Below are 14,475 nucleotides of genomic sequence, written 5' to 3'. Positions count from 1 at the left end.
AACCATGAACCGCACTACCACCGCCCCTGCGCCAGCGACGCGCAGCCAAGCACCGCAAGGTTTGCGTCGTTGGCTCCCTCTGGCCATTCCGGTCTCGCTGATCGCGGCACTCCACTACGGACTGTGGACACTGCTGGCGGGTTCGGCGAGCACACCTTTTGGCATCGGCCTGGGGGGCTATCTGGCCCTCAGCACCCTGGCCATCCCCGCGGGCCTGCTGTCGCTACGCACCAGCAACCCGCGCTGGGGCGCAGCGCTGTCCTGGACCGGCCTGCTGGCACTGGGGCAATTCTCCAGCCTGTTCGTACTGGCGCTGCTGCGCGCCGTATTGCTGCCTGCACTGCACTGGGCGGGTGTGCCGGTGTTGGGCTGGGCCGAGCCCTCGGCATGGATCGCCGTGTTGCTGGCGACCCTCTTCACTGCCGCAGGATTCGTCGTGGCCCGCGTGCGCGCTGGCGTGGTGGAGGTGGACATTCCCATCGACGGGCTGCCTGCCGAGCTGCACGGCTTTCGCATCGCACAGATCACCGACATCCATGTCGGCCCGACCATCCGGCGCGGTTACCTGCAACGCATCGTGGACCAGGTCAACGCCCTGCAGGCCGACCTGGTGGCGATCACCGGCGACGTGGTCGATGGCGATGTACCCACGCTACAAAGCCATGTGGCCCCCTTGCAGCAACTGCAGGCACGCGAGGGCGTGGCCCTGGTCATCGGCAACCATGAGCTCTACAGCGGTGCCGAATCCTGGGTGCGTGAATTCCGCCGCCTGGGCATGCGCGTGCTGCTGAACGAACACTTCGTGGTGCAGCGCGATGGCGCCACCCTGGCGGTGGCTGGCGTCACCGACCACAGCACCGGCCGCTTCTTCCGCGAACTGGCCTGCGACCCGCACGCCGCCATTGCAGGCGCAGGCGCCGCAGCCGACGTACGCCTGCTGTTGGCCCACCAACCCGTCACGGCACCTGCCGGGGCGGACGCGGGCTACCACTTGGCCCTGCACGGCCATACCCATGGTGGCCAGTGGTGGCCGTGGAACCATTTCGTGCGTGTGCAGCAGCCGGTGGTGAAAGGCCTGCACCGCTTCCAGCAGATGTGGAGCTACACCTCGGTCGGTACCGGCTACTGGGGCCCACCCAAGCGCCACTTCCGCAGCGAGATCACGCTGCTCACCCTGCGCCCCGCCTCCTGAATTCGTTTCGAGCACACCATGACCTCTGCACTCTTTTCCCCACTCACGCTGCCCAATGGCAGCACCCTGCCCAACCGCATCGCCAAGGCGGCCATGGAAGAGCAACTCGCCGGCCCCGGGCAACTTCCTTCCGACGACATCATTCGCCTGTACCAAACCCTGGCCGAGGGTGGCACGGGCTTGCTCATCACCGGCAACGTGATGGTCGATGCCCGCGCGCTGACCAGTGCCGGCGGCATCGTGCTGCAGAAGGACACGCCGCCCGAACCATTTCGCCGCTGGGCCACCGCTGCACGCAGCCGGGGCGGCCAGGTGTGGATGCAGATCAACCACCCCGGTCGCCAGGTCTGGGCCGCCCTGGGACAACCCGGCTGGGCACCCTCGGACGTGGCGGTAGACCTCGGCAAGCACTCCAAGCTCTTTGCGCCGGTGCGGGCCATGAGCGAAGCAGAGATTGCACAAACCATCCAGCACTTTGTCGACACCGCCCTGCGGGCGGAAAACGCGGGATTCACCGGTGTAGAGATTCACGCAGCACACGGCTACCTGATCAGCCAATTTCTTTCGCCGCTGACCAACCGGCGCACCGACGCCTGGGGTGGCAGCTTGGACAACCGTGCCCGTCTGTTGCTGGCCGTGGTCGATGCCGTGCGCGCAGCCGTGCAACCGGGCTTTTGCGTGGCAGTGAAACTCAACTCCGCCGACTTCCAGCGCGGCGGCTTCGACGCTGATGCCGCCAAACAGGTGGTGGCCATGCTCGCTCAGCGTCAAGTCGATCTGGTCGAGCTCTCAGGCGGCAGCTACGAAGCCCCGGCCATGCAGGGCCGGACGCGCGACGGCCGCACCCTGGCGCGCGAGGCCTACTTTCTGGAATTCGCCCAGGCGATAGCACAAGGCACCACGCTGCCCATCATGACCACCGGCGGCATCCGCCGCCTGGCCGTGGCAGAGCGGGTGCTGGCGCAGGGCGTGGACGTGGTGGGCATGGGCACGGCCCTGGCGCAGTGCCCCGACCTGCCACAGCACTGGCGCACGGGCCGCGACGTGGAAAACCTGGAGCCGCAGGTCCGCATCAAGAACAAGGCCATTGCCTCGCTGGCCACGATGGCGCTGGTGCGACGCCAGCTGCAGCGCGTGGGTGCGGGCAAGCACCCGCTACGCCACCCCAGCGCCGTGTTCTCCCTGGTGCGGGACCAATGGCGGGCCCGCCACCTCACGAAACGCTACCGCGCATGGATGGCCAAGACCCCGCGCTGACGCTTGCACCTGTTTTGGCGTTAAGGTACGCATCCACAACAACATGAGGAGACGTTAGCGATGACCGCTTTGCAAGCATTGGTTGGTTTTGCCCTGTGGACCCTGGCATTGATTGCGCTGGTGTTCCTGTACCGCGGGCTGCGCTTTCTGAAGGGAACGCCCATCAACAGCTGGCCGCGCGGCAACAAGCCCGCCGACGACGCGCCCTTCATCAAGCGGGTGGAAGACGCCCACGCCAACTGCCTGGAAAACCTTCCGGTGTTCGCCGCCATCGTGCTGGCGGCTGCGGCCATGGACAAGAGCGGCAGCGTGAACACCCTTGCCCCCTTCGTGCTGTACGCACGCGTCGGTCAGACACTGGCCCACCTCTGGGGAACCGGACCGGTGCAGGTGTTCGTACGCGCCAGCTTCTGGAGTGTGCAGCTGGGCCTGTGCCTGTGGATGGCGGCCTGCCTGTTCACCGGCTGACGCAGGCATGGCCGCGCCGGCTCAGGGAGTCGGCGCGTCGATGATCTCGGCCGCTGCGCGAAAGCCTTCCACGGCCGTGGGCACGCCGCAGTAGATGGTGGCGTGCAGAAGCACTTCCTGAATCTCCTTCACGCTGGCCCCGTTGTTCAGCGCGCCGCGCACATGGCCCTTGAGTTCGGTGCTGCGCCCCAGCGCCGTGAGCATGGCAATGGTCACCAGGCTGCGGGTTTTCAGGTCGAGCCCGTCGCGCAGCCACACATCGCCCCAGGCATTGCGCGTGATGTGGTCCTGCAGGGGTTGGGTAAAGGCGGTGGCGCCGCCCAGGGCCTTGGCCACGAAAGCCTCGCCCATCACCTGTTTGCGCCGTGCCAGGCCTTCTTCGTACTGCTGGTCCATTGCTTCTCCTTCGTGATCGAGGCCGGTATTGTCATCGACCGGTCCGGACCACGCCGCGCCGGTGCTCAGGTCGCCGCCACCGGCTGCGCCACCAAGCGCGCCATGCGCTGCAGCTGCGGCACGCAGGAGCCGCAATTGGTGCCGCATTTCAGCTGCTGCTGCACGGCACCGAGCCGTTGCGCCGCATCGCCGCTGGCCGCTTCCAGGCCGCGCTGGATGGCATCTTCCGTGACGCCAAAGCATGCACACACGACCTTGGCCGGTGCGGCCATGGGCAGTGGTGGCTGGCTGGTGGCGGCCAGGAGCGAGCGCCCCAATGCCTGTACGGCGCCCGTCTGCTCCAGCAGCGCCGCGACCCAGGCCTGCGAACGGGTATCCCCCGCCAGGGCAAAGGCCGCCAGCACCGTGTCTGCCCCCTGGGGCCGGGTGCGCACGCTGCGCCGCTGGCCGGTACGGGCATCGGCGTAGCGCGCTGTCGCCAGGCCATCCAGGCGCATCAGCGCTTCCACACGCAACACGATTTCATCCGCTACCGCCGTTTCATGGGCGGCGCGTAGCCATACACCGGTCTGGGTGGCGTCATCCCCCGCGAACACGCCACAGGCGGCATAGCGAAAGCCTCCCAACAGTGCCCCCAGCGCCGAACGGATCTGCAGCGCTTGCTCGGCAGGCATCCAAGCCATGGCCACCAAGCCCCAGGGCAGCACAGCCTTGTCCACCGCAATGGCACTGTGCTTGAACTCGGGCTGCTTCGACGACGGGCAGTAGGCCGGATTCGTCAGCGAGTTGACGCCGGTGGCAGGTGCGCCTTGGGCATCTTGCCCACCCAGCAACTCCGGGCCCCAGTGCATGGGCACAAAGGCTTGCGTAGGCAGCAGGTCGGAACTCGCCTGCACGGGGATGTACAGACTGCCGCGACGTGAGCGCACGCTCACGATGTCGCCATCGGTCAGCCCCCGTACCGCCATGTCCTGCGGGTGCAGGGACAGTACCGGTTCGCGCACGTGGCCGAACAGGCGTCCCAGGGTACCGGTGCGGCTCATGCCGTGCCACTGGTCGCGCAGCCGCCCGGTGGTGAGGGCCAGGGGGTAGCGGGCGTCGCGCGGCTCGGCCACCGGTCGGTAGTCCGCCGCCACAAAGCGGGCCCGCCCGGTGGAGGTGGGAAACACGCCGTCTTCGTACAAGCGCGCCTTGCCTTGGGCTGCGCCTTCGGGCTGGGGCCACTGGGCCGGGGCCTGTTCCAGTTGGGCATAGGACAGGCCCGTGATGTCGAGGTCGCGCCCGCGGGTGCTCTCGCGGTGTTCGTTCCACACCGACTCGGGGGAGTCGTACGGGAACAGCGTGCCACTGGAGGCGGGGCTGGCGAGCAAGCGCTCCAGGCGCTGTCCCACATCGACCGCGATGCGCCAGTCGTGGCGCGGCCCGTTGTCGAGCGGACCCGGGGGCGGCACAGCAGCGCGCACGCGGCTGATGCGGCGTTCGCTGTTGGTCACGGTGCCTTCCTTTTCACCCCAGGTGGTGGCGGGCAGCAGCACGTCGGCATAGGCGGCCGTGGCCGTGGTGGCAAAGGCGTCCTGCAGCACCACGAATTCGGCGCGCTCCAGGGCCCGGCGCACGGTGCTGGTGTCGGGCAGGCTGTGCAGCGGGTTGGTGCAGGCGATCCACAGGGCCTTTATCTCGCCATCGGCGGCGGCCTGGAACATTTCCACGGCGGTCTTGCCGGGTCTTTCGGGCACGCGGTCCACACCCCACAGCGCGGCCACCTCGGCGCGGTGCTGCGGGTTGGCGAGGTCGCGGTGGGCGCTGAGCAAATTGGCCAGGCCACCCACTTCCCGCCCGCCCATGGCATTGGGCTGACCCGTCAGCGAAAACGGGCCGGTACCGGGCTTGCCGATCTGCCCCGTGGCCAGGTGCAGGCAGATGAGCGCAGCGTTCTTGTCGGTGCCTGCGCTGCTCTGGTTGAGGCCCTGGCAGTACAGGCTTAAGGAGGGGCGGCGCGAACCATCGTCCTGCACGCCGGCGAACCAGCGGCTGGCCTGGTGCAGCTGCGCGGGCGTGATGCCGCAGAGCTGCGCCACCAGCTCCGGGGTGTAGGGGCGCACGGTGGCCTTGAGCGCCTCGAAGCCCTCGGTATGGGCCGCAATAAAGGCGCTGTCCACCCAGCCTTCCCACAGCATGGTGGAAAGCATGCCGTGGAACAGGGCCACATCGGTACCCGGCTGGATGGGCAGGAACAGGTCGGCCAGCTCGGCGGTGTCGGTACGGCGCACATCGCAGACGATGATCTTCAGGTCCGGGTTGGCGCGCTTGGCGTCTTCCACGCGGCGAAACAGCACCGGGTGGGCGAAGGCCGGGTTGGCGCCCACGATGAACAGCGTGCTGGCGTGCTGCAGGTCGTCGTAGCAGGCGGGCGGCGCATCGGCCCCCAGGGTCTGCTTGTAGCCGGCCACGGCGCTGCTCATGCACAGACGCGAGTTGGTGTCGATGTTGTTGGTGCCCAGCAAGCCCTTGGTGAGCTTGTTGAACACATAGTAGTCCTCGGTGAGCAGCTGGCCGGACACATATACGCCCACGGCATCGGGCCCGTGGGTGCGCACGGTGTCCGCCAGACGGGTGGCCACCGTATCGAGGGCGCCGCTCCACGCCACGGGCTGCGGAGCCTGTCCGCGCTCAAAGCGCTGCAACGGCTGCAGCAGGCGCACCTGGGCATTGACCTGTGCACTGGCCGTGAGGTGCAGGGTCGACCCCTTGGAACACAGGCGCCCAAAGTTGGCCGGGTGCTGGGGGTCACCCCGCACGCCGGTGATCTGGGCCCCATCGCTTTCGATGATGACGCCGCAGCCTACGCCGCAGTAGGGGCAGGTGGAGCGCGTCTCAATCATGCTGTGCCCCTACGTAGGCGTTTCCAAGTGCTCGCAAAGCGACCGCTGCGCCCGCAGCGAGATCGGAGTAGGGGCAGGTGCTCCGTGTTTCCTGCATGCCGACGCCCCAGGTTCAGGCCGCCACCAGCCGGCACGCCGGACCGGCAACTGGGCGGGTCCACTCGGTGGCATGGCTAGCCAGTTCGGCGGCGTCAAGGTAAACCTCTCCATCCTTCACCAGCACCGCAAACACCGGGGTGTGGCCTTCGTCGGGCGCCTGGGCATTGCCGTCGGTGAGCGCAATGGTCCAGTTGTGCAGCGGGCAGGCCACGCTCTCGCCGAACACGATGCCCTGGCTCAGCGGACCGCCCTTGTGCGGGCAACGGTCCAGCAGGGCAAAGATACGGTCATTGGCACCGCGGAAGATGGCCACGTCCAGTCCCCGGCTGCGGGCCACTCGGCGCGCACCCAGCGCAGGGATCTCGTCAAGGCGGCAGATGCGTTTCCATTCGGTCATAGGATTCTTTCAGTTGCTATCGTTTCAGTAGCTACATACACAATATTCATGCGGGACAAGCGCCAATTTCATACTGTCTTCAGGCTGGAGTACAGGCCCGTGACCCGGTCCATGACCGTGAGCAGGTTCTCGCTGGCCACAAAGATGTCGGACTGGGCACGGCCGGCAGGCGCACCCTCCTTGAGCTTGTGCAAGGCCATGTCGAAGAACATCCACTGGCCATCCGCCACCTGCAGTTCGTCGCGGATGCGTTGGGTCGCCTGGGGTGCTGTGCGCAGCAATTCCATCGCGGCCACAAACTCGGCACGGGCCTTGTCTATCTCCGCTTGGGCCGAAGCCCCTTCCACGGGCACCGTGGCGGCGAGGTAGAACTTGGCCATGCGCTGGCTCAGCATGCGCTGGCGCCCGGCCACGTTCACGAGCTTGCCCACCGGTTTGCCCAGTGCAGCTTCGTACTGCACCGTGCCCTGATGGGCCAGCGCCAGCACGCGGGCGTCGAGCTTGAGCAGGTCGGGCGCAGAGGCCTTGGCGGGTGCACTGCCAACGAGCACCGCCTTGTACTGGGACCACAGGGGCTCAAGCTGCTCATAGGTACCCTGCAGGTCAGCATTGGGCGCATAGGCCTTGAGCTCGACCAACTGGCGGTCGAACAGGGCGATGGACTTGTCCAGCACCTGGCGGGCGGTGCCGGTCTCCACACCCTGCAGCAGCGCCAACCAGGCCTTGCCCATGCGCTGACTCAGCATACGCTGGCGCCCGGCCTTGTTGATGGCGTCGCTGAGGTCAGCCACCTGGGCATGGGCTCCCGGCATGACCGTACTGCACACGGCAGCACCGGCCAGGGCCAGCATGTGTCGACGTTGCATACCCGGGACTCCTAAGCGCTGATCGCGTCGAACTGACGCGTGTCCACACGGGCCTTGTCGAACTCGAACCAGGGGTCGGGCTCGCCGTCCAGGGCAAACTGCAGTTCGGCCCACAGCGCCTTGCGGTTGGCTTCGTCGTGCAGGATGCGCTGCTTGACGTAGTCCAGCCCCACGCGGTTCACGTAGTGCACCGTGCGCTCCAGGTACCAGCCCTCCTTGCGGTACAGCTGCATGAAGGCGCCGGTGTACTCCAGCACCTCGGCGGCCGTCTTCACCTTGGTGAAGAAGTGCGCCACCTCGGTCTTGATGCCACCGTTGCCGGCGATGTACATCTCCCAACCGCTGTCTACCCCGATCACGCCCACGTCCTTGATGCCGGCTTCGGCGCAGTTGCGCGGGCAACCCGACACGGCGAACTTGACCTTGTGCGGGGCATACATGCGCCACATGGCTTTCTCCAGGTCCTTGCCCATCTGCGTAGAGTCCTGGGTGCCCATGCGACACCACTCGCTGCCTACACAGGTCTTCACCGTGCGTAGCGCCTTGGCGTAGGCGTGGCCGCAGGGCATGCCAATGTCGCTCCACACCGCCTGCAGGTCTTCCTTCTTGACACCCAGCAGGTCGATGCGCTGACCACCGGTGACCTTGACGGTGGGAATCTTGTACTTGTCCACCGCATCGGCAATGCGGCGCAATTCGTCCGCGGTGGTTTCGCCGCCCCACATGCGCGGGATGACGCTGTAGGTGCCATCCTTCTGGATGTTGGCGTGGCTGCGCTCGTTGATGAAGCGGCTTTGCGGGTCGTCCTTGGCTTCCTTGGGCCAGCTGGAGATCAGGTAGTAGTTCACTGCCGGGCGGCAGGTCGCGCAGCCATTGGGCGTCTTCCAGTCCAGCGCCTTGAACACTGCGTCGATGCTCAGCAGCTTCTGCGCAAAGATGGCTTCACGCACGTCCTGGTGGCTGTGCTCGGTGCAGCCGCACACGGCCTTCTTCTTCGGGGTGGCCGAGTAGTCGCCACCCGCCGTGAACATGATGAGCTGTTCCACCAAGCCGGTGCAGGAGCCGCACGAGGCGCTGGCCTTGGTGTGCTTGCGCACCTCATCCAGCGTGAACAGGCCCTTTTCCTTGATGGCCTTGCAGATGCTGCCCTTGCTCACGCCGTTGCAGCCGCACACCTCGTCCGTGTCGGCCATGGCGGCCGCCTTGTTCTGGCCCTGGTGGCCCACGTCGCCGATGTTGCTCTCGCCGAACATGAGCGTATCGCGGATGTCGGCGATGTTGCGTCCTTCGCGGATGAGCTTGAAGTACCAGCTGCCGTCCACCGTGTCGCCGTACAGGCAGGCACCCACCAGCACATCGTTCTGGATCACGAGCTTCTTGTACACGCCACCGGCCGGGTCGCTCATGACGATGTCGTCAAAACCTTCGCCACCGGTGAAGTTGCCGGCCGAGAACAGATCGATACCCGTGACCTTGAGCTTGGTGGAAGTCTGCGAGCCGGTGTAGCGGCCGATGCCGTATTGCGCCAGGTGATTAGCGGCCACCTTGGCCTGCTCGAACAGCGGCGCGACCAGGCCATAGGCCACGCCGCGGTGGGCCGCGCACTCGCCCACACTGTAGATGCGCGGGTCAGTCACAGTCTGCAGGGTGTCGGTGACGACGATGCCCTTGTCCACATGCAGGTGCATGCTTTGGGCCAGTTCGGTGTTGGGGCGGATGCCCACGGCCATCACTACGAGGTCGGCCGGCACGGTGCTGCCGTCCTTGAATTTCACTGCGGTCACACGCCCTGTGTCACCACCTACCAGCTCCTGGGTCTGCGCGCCCATGCGGAACTTCAGACCGCGGGCTTCGAGCGACTTCTGCAGCATGCCGCCGGCCACGGTGTCGAGCTGGCGCTCCATGAGCGTGGGCATCACGTGCACCACGGTCACGTCCATACCGCGCAGCATCAGGCCATTGGCGGCCTCCAGCCCCAGCAGTCCCCCGCCGATCACCACGGCATGCTTGTACTGAGCCGCCGCCTCGATCATGGCGTTGGTATCGGCAATGTCGCGGTAGGCAATCACGCCCGCGAGTTCCTTGCCCGGCACCGGCAGCATGAAGGGGTTGGAGCCCGTGCACAGCAGCAAGCGGTCGTACGGCACTTCGGTGCCGTCGTCCGCACGGACCAGGCGCTTTTGCCGGTCCACTTCGACCACCTTCTTGCCTGCATGCAGGGTGATGCCGTTGTCCGCGTACCACTGGAACGGGTTGAGAACAATTTCGTCCAACGTCTGCTCGCCGGCCAGCACCGGGGAGAGCAGGATGCGGTTGTAGTTGGGGTGTGGCTCGGCACCGAACACCGTGATGTCGTACAGGCCGGGCGCCACCTTGAGCAGCTCCTCGATTGTGCGCACACCGGCCATGCCGTTGCCCACCATCACCAGCTTCTGCTTCACACCGGGAGGGAGTTTCATGTCCATGGTCCTGACTCCTTATGCGGCTTTTTCTACGTGCCCCTGGCGGGTGTAGAGGAAGTCGATGACGGCCTTGCGGTAGCCCAGGTATTCCGTGTTGTCGGCCAATTCCACACGGGAGCGTGGGCGGGGCAGGTCCACGGAGAGCACCTCGCCAATGGTGGCCGCAGGGCCGTTGGTCATCATCACGATCTTGTCGGACAGCAGCACGGCCTCGTCCACGTCGTGCGTGACCATGACCACGGTGCTCTGGGTGCGGGCCACGATCTCCAGCAACTCGTCCTGCAGCTTGGCGCGCGTCAACGCATCAAGCGCGCCGAAGGGCTCGTCCATGAGCAGGACCTTGGGCTCCATGGCCAGGGCACGGGCAATGCCCACGCGCTGCTTCATGCCGCCGCTGATCTCCCCGGGGCGTTTCTGCGCCGCATGACCAAGGCCAACGAGCGCCAGCGCCGCCTCGGTGCGTGCCTTGAGCTGGACCTTGGTTTCGGCGGGTGCGCCAGGGTTGCCTTGGCCGAATACGCGCTCCACGCCCAGGTAGACGTTCTCGAAGCAGGTGAGCCAGGGCAGCAACGAATGGTTCTGGAACACCACCGCGCGGTCGGGACCAGGGCCGGCAATCTCGCGGTTGGCACACAGCAGCGTGCCCTGCGTGGGGCGTGTCAGCCCGGCGATGAGGTTCAGCAGCGTGGACTTGCCGCAGCCGCTGTGGCCGATCAGTGCCACGAACTCGCCCTTGGCCACGGTCAGGTCGATGTCGCGCAGCGCAACAAAGGGGCCCTTCTTGGTCTTGAAGGTCTGGGCCACGCCCTGGATGTCGATGTACTTCAGGCTGCTCATGATTGCACGTCCTCGTAGGTGAAGGCGGTGGCCACCTTGATCAGGGCGTATTCGAGAATGAGCCCCACGATGCCGATCACGAAGATGGCGATGATGATGTTCTTGACGTTGAGGTTGTTCCACTCGTCCCACACCCAGAAGCCGATGCCCACGCCGCCGGTCAGCATCTCGGCGGCCACGATCACCAGCCAGGCGGTTCCCACGGCCAGGCGCACGCCGGTCAGCATGTAGGGCAGCACGGAGGGGAACAGGATGCGCGTGACGATCTTCCACTCGGACAGGTTGAGCACGCGGGCCACGTTCATGTAGTCCTGCGGCACGCGCTGCACGCCCACCGCGGTGTTGATGATCATGGGCCAGATGGAACAGATGAAGATGGTCCAGATGGCGGCGGGGTTCGCGCCCTTGAACACCAGCAGACCGATCGGCAGCCAGGCCAAGGGGGACACCGGACGCAACAGGCTGATGAGCGGGTTGAACATGCGGCTCAGGAAGGTGAAGCGCCCGATCAGGAAGCCGGCCGGAATGCCCACCGCCGCTGCCAGACCAAAACCCATGGCCACGCGCTGCAGGCTCATCAGCACGTTCCAGCCCACGCCCTGGTCGTTCGGGCCCTTGCGGTAGAACGGATCACTGAAGATGCCGATGGCCTGCTGCGCGGTTTCCCAGGGGCTGGGGATGCTGCTCTTGGTGCCGATGCTCACCAGCGCCCAGATGCCGATGAGCAAGACCAGCCCGAAGAAGGGCGGCAGCACCTGCAGCATCAGGCCACGCCAGTCGTAGCCCGGGGTAGCCACGGGCTCGGGTGTCATCGGCTGCGGCGGAGCCGGTCGCTTCGTGACGGCGGCAGGAGCCGACTCCGTCGTGGTCGCGCCGTCCAGCGGCGCATGAAATACAGCACTCACCATGGTGTGTTCTCCGGATAGGTGGCGATCAGGCTTTGACCTTGAAGCTGTCGGCGTACTTTTTCGGGTCCTTGCCATCCCAGACCACACCGTCCATGAGCTTCGAGCTGCGCATCAGGTCCTTGGGCACGGGCGTCTTGGTCGCAGCCGCGGCCTGCTTGTAGATCTCGACCTGGTTCACCTGCTTGGCCACTGCCAGGTAATCGGGGTGATCCTTGAGCAGGCCCCAGCGCTTGTGCTGCGTCAGGAACCACATGCCGTCGCTGAGGTAGGGGAAGTTGACGGCCCCATCGTTGTAGAACTTCATGTGGTTGGGGTCGTCCCAGGTCTTGCCCAGACCGTTCTGGTAGCGGCCCAGGATGCGCTGGTTGATGGCGTCGACACTGGTGTTGACGTAGCTCTTGTCGGCGATGGTTTCGGCCATCTTGTTCTTGTTCACCAAGCCCGCGTCAATCCACTTGCCCGCCTCCAGGATCGCGGCCGTGACAGCGCGGGCCGTGTTAGGGTACTTCTTGACGAAGTCGCCCGTGGTGCCCAGCACCTTCTCGGGGTGGTCTTTCCAGATGTCCTGGGTCGTCGCTGCGGTAATGCCGATACCGTCGATGATGGCGCGGTGGTTCCAGGGCTCGCCCACGCAGTAGCCGTCCATGTTGCCCACCCGCATGTTGGCCACCATCTGGGGAGGCGGCACGGTGATGACCTTGGCATCGCTCAGCGGGTTGATGCCGTTGGCGGCCAACCAGTAGTAGAGCCACATGGCGTGGGTACCGGTCGGGAAGGTTTGGGCGAAGGTGTATTCGCGCTTTTCGCTGGCCATCAGCTTGGCCAGTCCGGCCCCATCCACGGCACCCTTCTCCGCCAGCTTCTTCGACAGGGTGATGGCCTGGCCGTTGTGGTTCAGCGTGGCCAAGACCGCCATGTCCTTCTTGGGTCCGCCGATGCCCAGATGCACACCGTAGACCAGGCCGTAGAGCACGTGGGCAAAGTCGAGTTCGCCGTTGACGAGCTTGTCGCGCACACCGGCCCAACTCGCTTCCTTGGTCGGGATGATCTTGACGCCGTACTTCTGATCCAACCCCAGCACACTCGCCATGACCACGCTGGCGCAGTCGGTCAGCGGAATGAATCCGATCTTCACCTCGGTCTTTTCCGGTGCGTCGCTGCCTGCGGCGTACACCACGGAACGCAAGGCGGGGTCGATGACGGTGGCGCCGACTGCGGCGGCTTGCAGGATGGTGCGGCGGCTCATGGTGGGTTTCTCCGATGTCGACATGGCAGTACTCCTTTGGATGGCAAATAAAAAAGGCGTCCGCCGACCAGGTACAGCAGGCTGCACTGGTCGGGGGACGCCGTTGTCCTTTTCTGGCCACCAGCCCCACCCGCCGTTGGACGGGGCCTGGACCACCCCTTGCGGGGCTCGGGTTTCTTAATGCAATGAGCGTGCCAAGTCTCGCAAGCACGCATCCGCTATACAACTTGAAGCGTCTTGCGCAATGAATACGAGGGCTACAGCCTGACTAATCCATGAATTCGACAACTTGCACCGTATTGGTGCCCTGCACCATGCCGGCGGTTGGGGCACTGCTGCAGTGCACCATGCACGCCAATCCTCGCCACGTGCCCGGATTAGCCCAGCAATTCAGCGGCATCGAGCATGCGCTGGGCCACTTCCACCAGACGCAGGTTCTTGTCCATGGCGGCCTTGCGCAGGCGCGCATAGGCGGTGGCCTCATCGAGCGACTGGCGCTGCATGAGCAAAGCCTTGGCCCGGTCGATGACGGCACGGTCCTTCATGGCGGAATTGAGGGCATGGATTTCTTCACGGGCATCGGCCAGCTCGGACTGCATGGCCTGATCACGTTCGAAGCGCGCCATGGCCACGTCCAGGATAGGGCGCAGGCGCTCTGGCGCCAGCCCCGCCACCACGTAGGCCGACACCCCAGCCGCCACCGCCGCGCGTGCCGTTTCCGCATCCTGGTCATTGGTAAACATGACGATGGGGCGGGGTGCGTCGCGCGTGGCCATCACCACGTGCTCCAGCGCGTCACGCGCCTCGCTCTCCGCATCCACGATCACGAGGTCCGGCCGCAACTGTTCCAGGCGCTCGTCGAGGAACGGGTCGGCCGGCAGCACGGCCACCAGGTTGAATCCACCTTCGAGCAGACCGATGCGCAGGCTGCGCGAGCGTCCGATCTGGGTCTGCGCGTGGGCATCGTCCGGCGCAAAGGCATCCAGCTCAGGGGAGACGACCACGATTCGCAAGGCTTCATTCATGGCCTTGGCGACGCAAGTTTCATGCCGAAATCTGCGGGTTAACCCGCAATTGCGGGACCGTTTCTTCCCAATTCTTAATGTTTGTCATGGTTTTTGTCTGTGAATAACCTACAGTTTGTAGGGACATAACCAAGCGCTGCACTCGGATATTCCCTCGTCCGCGGGTGCTGCCCTGATGGAAAGCAGTTTTGTGAACATTTCAAGTGCCATCGTCTATGCCCAGCCCGGGCGAGAGCCTGCCGTGCGGGCGCGCCTGTCCTCCATGCCCGGCGTGGAAATCCATGCCGCCAGCGAGGACGGAAAGATCGTCATCACGCTCGAAAGCGAAAGCGACCGCAGCGCGACGGACCAGTACGAAGCCATTGGACGTGAAGAGGGGGTCCTCAACATTGCCATGGTCTACCAGCAAACCGAATCCCACCCTGATCAGGAGATCTGAA

At 65.5% G+C, this 14,475-nt stretch carries 13 protein-coding genes; 4 read left to right on the top strand and 9 right to left on the bottom strand.

Annotation, left to right across the window (positions count from 1 at the left end; translation table 11 throughout):
* The first annotated feature begins 4 nt into the window (after positions 1-4).
* From RQP54_RS07870 to RQP54_RS07860, 3 genes are read left to right on the top strand one after another with little or no spacing between them, the layout of a single operon-like run.
* Positions 5-1,192, top strand: coding sequence for a metallophosphoesterase (locus RQP54_RS07870; protein WP_315677637.1), 1,188 nt, complete (start codon positions 5-7; stop codon positions 1,190-1,192).
* Positions 1,193-1,210: 18 nt separating this feature from the next.
* Entirely contained in the window at positions 1,211-2,449 is a 1,239-nt protein-coding gene (locus RQP54_RS07865) for an NADH:flavin oxidoreductase/NADH oxidase family protein (protein WP_315677636.1), read from the top strand.
* 60 nt (positions 2,450-2,509) lie between these two features.
* Positions 2,510-2,917: an MAPEG family protein gene (locus RQP54_RS07860; protein ID WP_315677635.1), complete on the top strand. Its 408-nt coding sequence runs from the start codon at positions 2,510-2,512 to the stop codon at positions 2,915-2,917.
* Between the two features lie 21 nt (positions 2,918-2,938).
* On the opposite strand, the gene RQP54_RS07855 is transcribed toward RQP54_RS07860, so the two are convergent.
* The 9 genes from RQP54_RS07855 to RQP54_RS07815 form a co-directional block, all read right to left on the bottom strand.
* On the bottom strand, positions 2,939-3,313 hold the full coding sequence (locus RQP54_RS07855; protein ID WP_315677633.1) for a carboxymuconolactone decarboxylase family protein: 375 nt from the start codon (positions 3,311-3,313) through the stop codon (positions 2,939-2,941).
* 65 nt (positions 3,314-3,378) lie between these two features.
* A complete protein-coding gene (locus tag RQP54_RS07850; RefSeq protein ID WP_315677632.1) occupies positions 3,379-6,195 on the bottom strand; it encodes a molybdopterin-dependent oxidoreductase in 2,817 nt (938 codons plus the stop codon).
* 112 nt (positions 6,196-6,307) lie between these two features.
* Positions 6,308-6,691, bottom strand: coding sequence for a nitrite reductase small subunit NirD (gene nirD, locus RQP54_RS07845; RefSeq protein WP_315677631.1), 384 nt, complete (start codon positions 6,689-6,691; stop codon positions 6,308-6,310).
* A 68-nt stretch (positions 6,692-6,759) separates the two neighbouring features.
* Complete coding sequence (locus tag RQP54_RS07840; RefSeq protein WP_315677630.1) at positions 6,760-7,557, bottom strand: type IV pili methyl-accepting chemotaxis transducer N-terminal domain-containing protein; 798 nt, start codon at positions 7,555-7,557, stop codon at positions 6,760-6,762.
* Positions 7,558-7,568: 11 nt separating this feature from the next.
* Positions 7,569-10,022, bottom strand: a complete 2,454-nt coding sequence (nirB, locus tag RQP54_RS07835; RefSeq protein WP_315677629.1) for a nitrite reductase large subunit NirB — start codon at positions 10,020-10,022, stop codon at positions 7,569-7,571.
* Between the two features lie 12 nt (positions 10,023-10,034).
* Positions 10,035-10,856, bottom strand: coding sequence for an ABC transporter ATP-binding protein (locus RQP54_RS07830; RefSeq protein ID WP_315677628.1), 822 nt, complete (start codon positions 10,854-10,856; stop codon positions 10,035-10,037).
* The gene (gene ntrB / locus RQP54_RS07825; protein ID WP_315677627.1) at positions 10,853-11,764 is read right to left on the bottom strand and encodes a nitrate ABC transporter permease; all 912 of its coding nucleotides are present in this window, start codon (positions 11,762-11,764) and stop codon (positions 10,853-10,855) included. The genes RQP54_RS07830 and ntrB overlap by 4 nt, the downstream gene beginning before the upstream one ends.
* Before the next feature lie 25 nt (positions 11,765-11,789).
* On the bottom strand, positions 11,790-13,034 hold the full coding sequence (locus RQP54_RS07820; RefSeq protein ID WP_315677626.1) for a CmpA/NrtA family ABC transporter substrate-binding protein: 1,245 nt from the start codon (positions 13,032-13,034) through the stop codon (positions 11,790-11,792).
* 353 nt (positions 13,035-13,387) lie between these two features.
* Positions 13,388-14,035 carry an ANTAR domain-containing response regulator gene (locus RQP54_RS07815; RefSeq protein ID WP_315677625.1) on the bottom strand — a complete coding sequence of 216 codons (648 nt, stop codon included), beginning with the start codon at positions 14,033-14,035 and terminating at the stop codon, positions 13,388-13,390.
* A gap of 190 nt (positions 14,036-14,225) precedes the next feature.
* On the opposite strand from RQP54_RS07815, the gene RQP54_RS07810 reads away from it, so the two are divergent.
* Positions 14,226-14,474, top strand: a complete 249-nt coding sequence (locus tag RQP54_RS07810) for a chaperone NapD (protein ID WP_315677624.1) — start codon at positions 14,226-14,228, stop codon at positions 14,472-14,474.
* Position 14,475: the final 1 nt, after the last annotated feature.

Origin of the sequence: Curvibacter sp. APW13 (assembly GCF_032337135.1) — a bacterium.
Classification (GTDB): Bacteria; Pseudomonadota; Gammaproteobacteria; order Burkholderiales; family Burkholderiaceae_C; genus Allorhodoferax.
Note: the sequence above shows the minus strand (reverse complement) of the source record. Positions and strands in the feature narration are given on the sequence as shown.

Bases quoted from the DNA above. Each gene is read 5' to 3' on its own strand.
- RQP54_RS07870 (WP_315677637.1), top strand. From the start codon at position 5: ATGAACCGCACTACCACCGCCCCTGCGCCAGCGACGCGCAGCCAAGCA.
- RQP54_RS07865 (WP_315677636.1), top strand. From the start codon at position 1,211: ATGACCTCTGCACTCTTTTCCCCACTCACGCTGCCCAATGGCAGCACC.
- RQP54_RS07860 (WP_315677635.1), top strand. From the start codon at position 2,510: ATGACCGCTTTGCAAGCATTGGTTGGTTTTGCCCTGTGGACCCTGGCA.
- RQP54_RS07855 (WP_315677633.1), bottom strand. From the start codon at position 3,313: ATGGACCAGCAGTACGAAGAAGGCCTGGCACGGCGCAAACAGGTGATG.
- RQP54_RS07850 (WP_315677632.1), bottom strand. From the start codon at position 6,195: ATGATTGAGACGCGCTCCACCTGCCCCTACTGCGGCGTAGGCTGCGGC.
- nirD (WP_315677631.1), bottom strand. From the start codon at position 6,691: ATGACCGAATGGAAACGCATCTGCCGCCTTGACGAGATCCCTGCGCTG.
- RQP54_RS07840 (WP_315677630.1), bottom strand. From the start codon at position 7,557: ATGCAACGTCGACACATGCTGGCCCTGGCCGGTGCTGCCGTGTGCAGT.
- nirB (WP_315677629.1), bottom strand. From the start codon at position 10,022: ATGGACATGAAACTCCCTCCCGGTGTGAAGCAGAAGCTGGTGATGGTG.
- RQP54_RS07830 (WP_315677628.1), bottom strand. From the start codon at position 10,856: ATGAGCAGCCTGAAGTACATCGACATCCAGGGCGTGGCCCAGACCTTC.
- ntrB (WP_315677627.1), bottom strand. From the start codon at position 11,764: ATGGTGAGTGCTGTATTTCATGCGCCGCTGGACGGCGCGACCACGACG.
- RQP54_RS07820 (WP_315677626.1), bottom strand. From the start codon at position 13,034: ATGTCGACATCGGAGAAACCCACCATGAGCCGCCGCACCATCCTGCAA.
- RQP54_RS07815 (WP_315677625.1), bottom strand. From the start codon at position 14,035: ATGAATGAAGCCTTGCGAATCGTGGTCGTCTCCCCTGAGCTGGATGCC.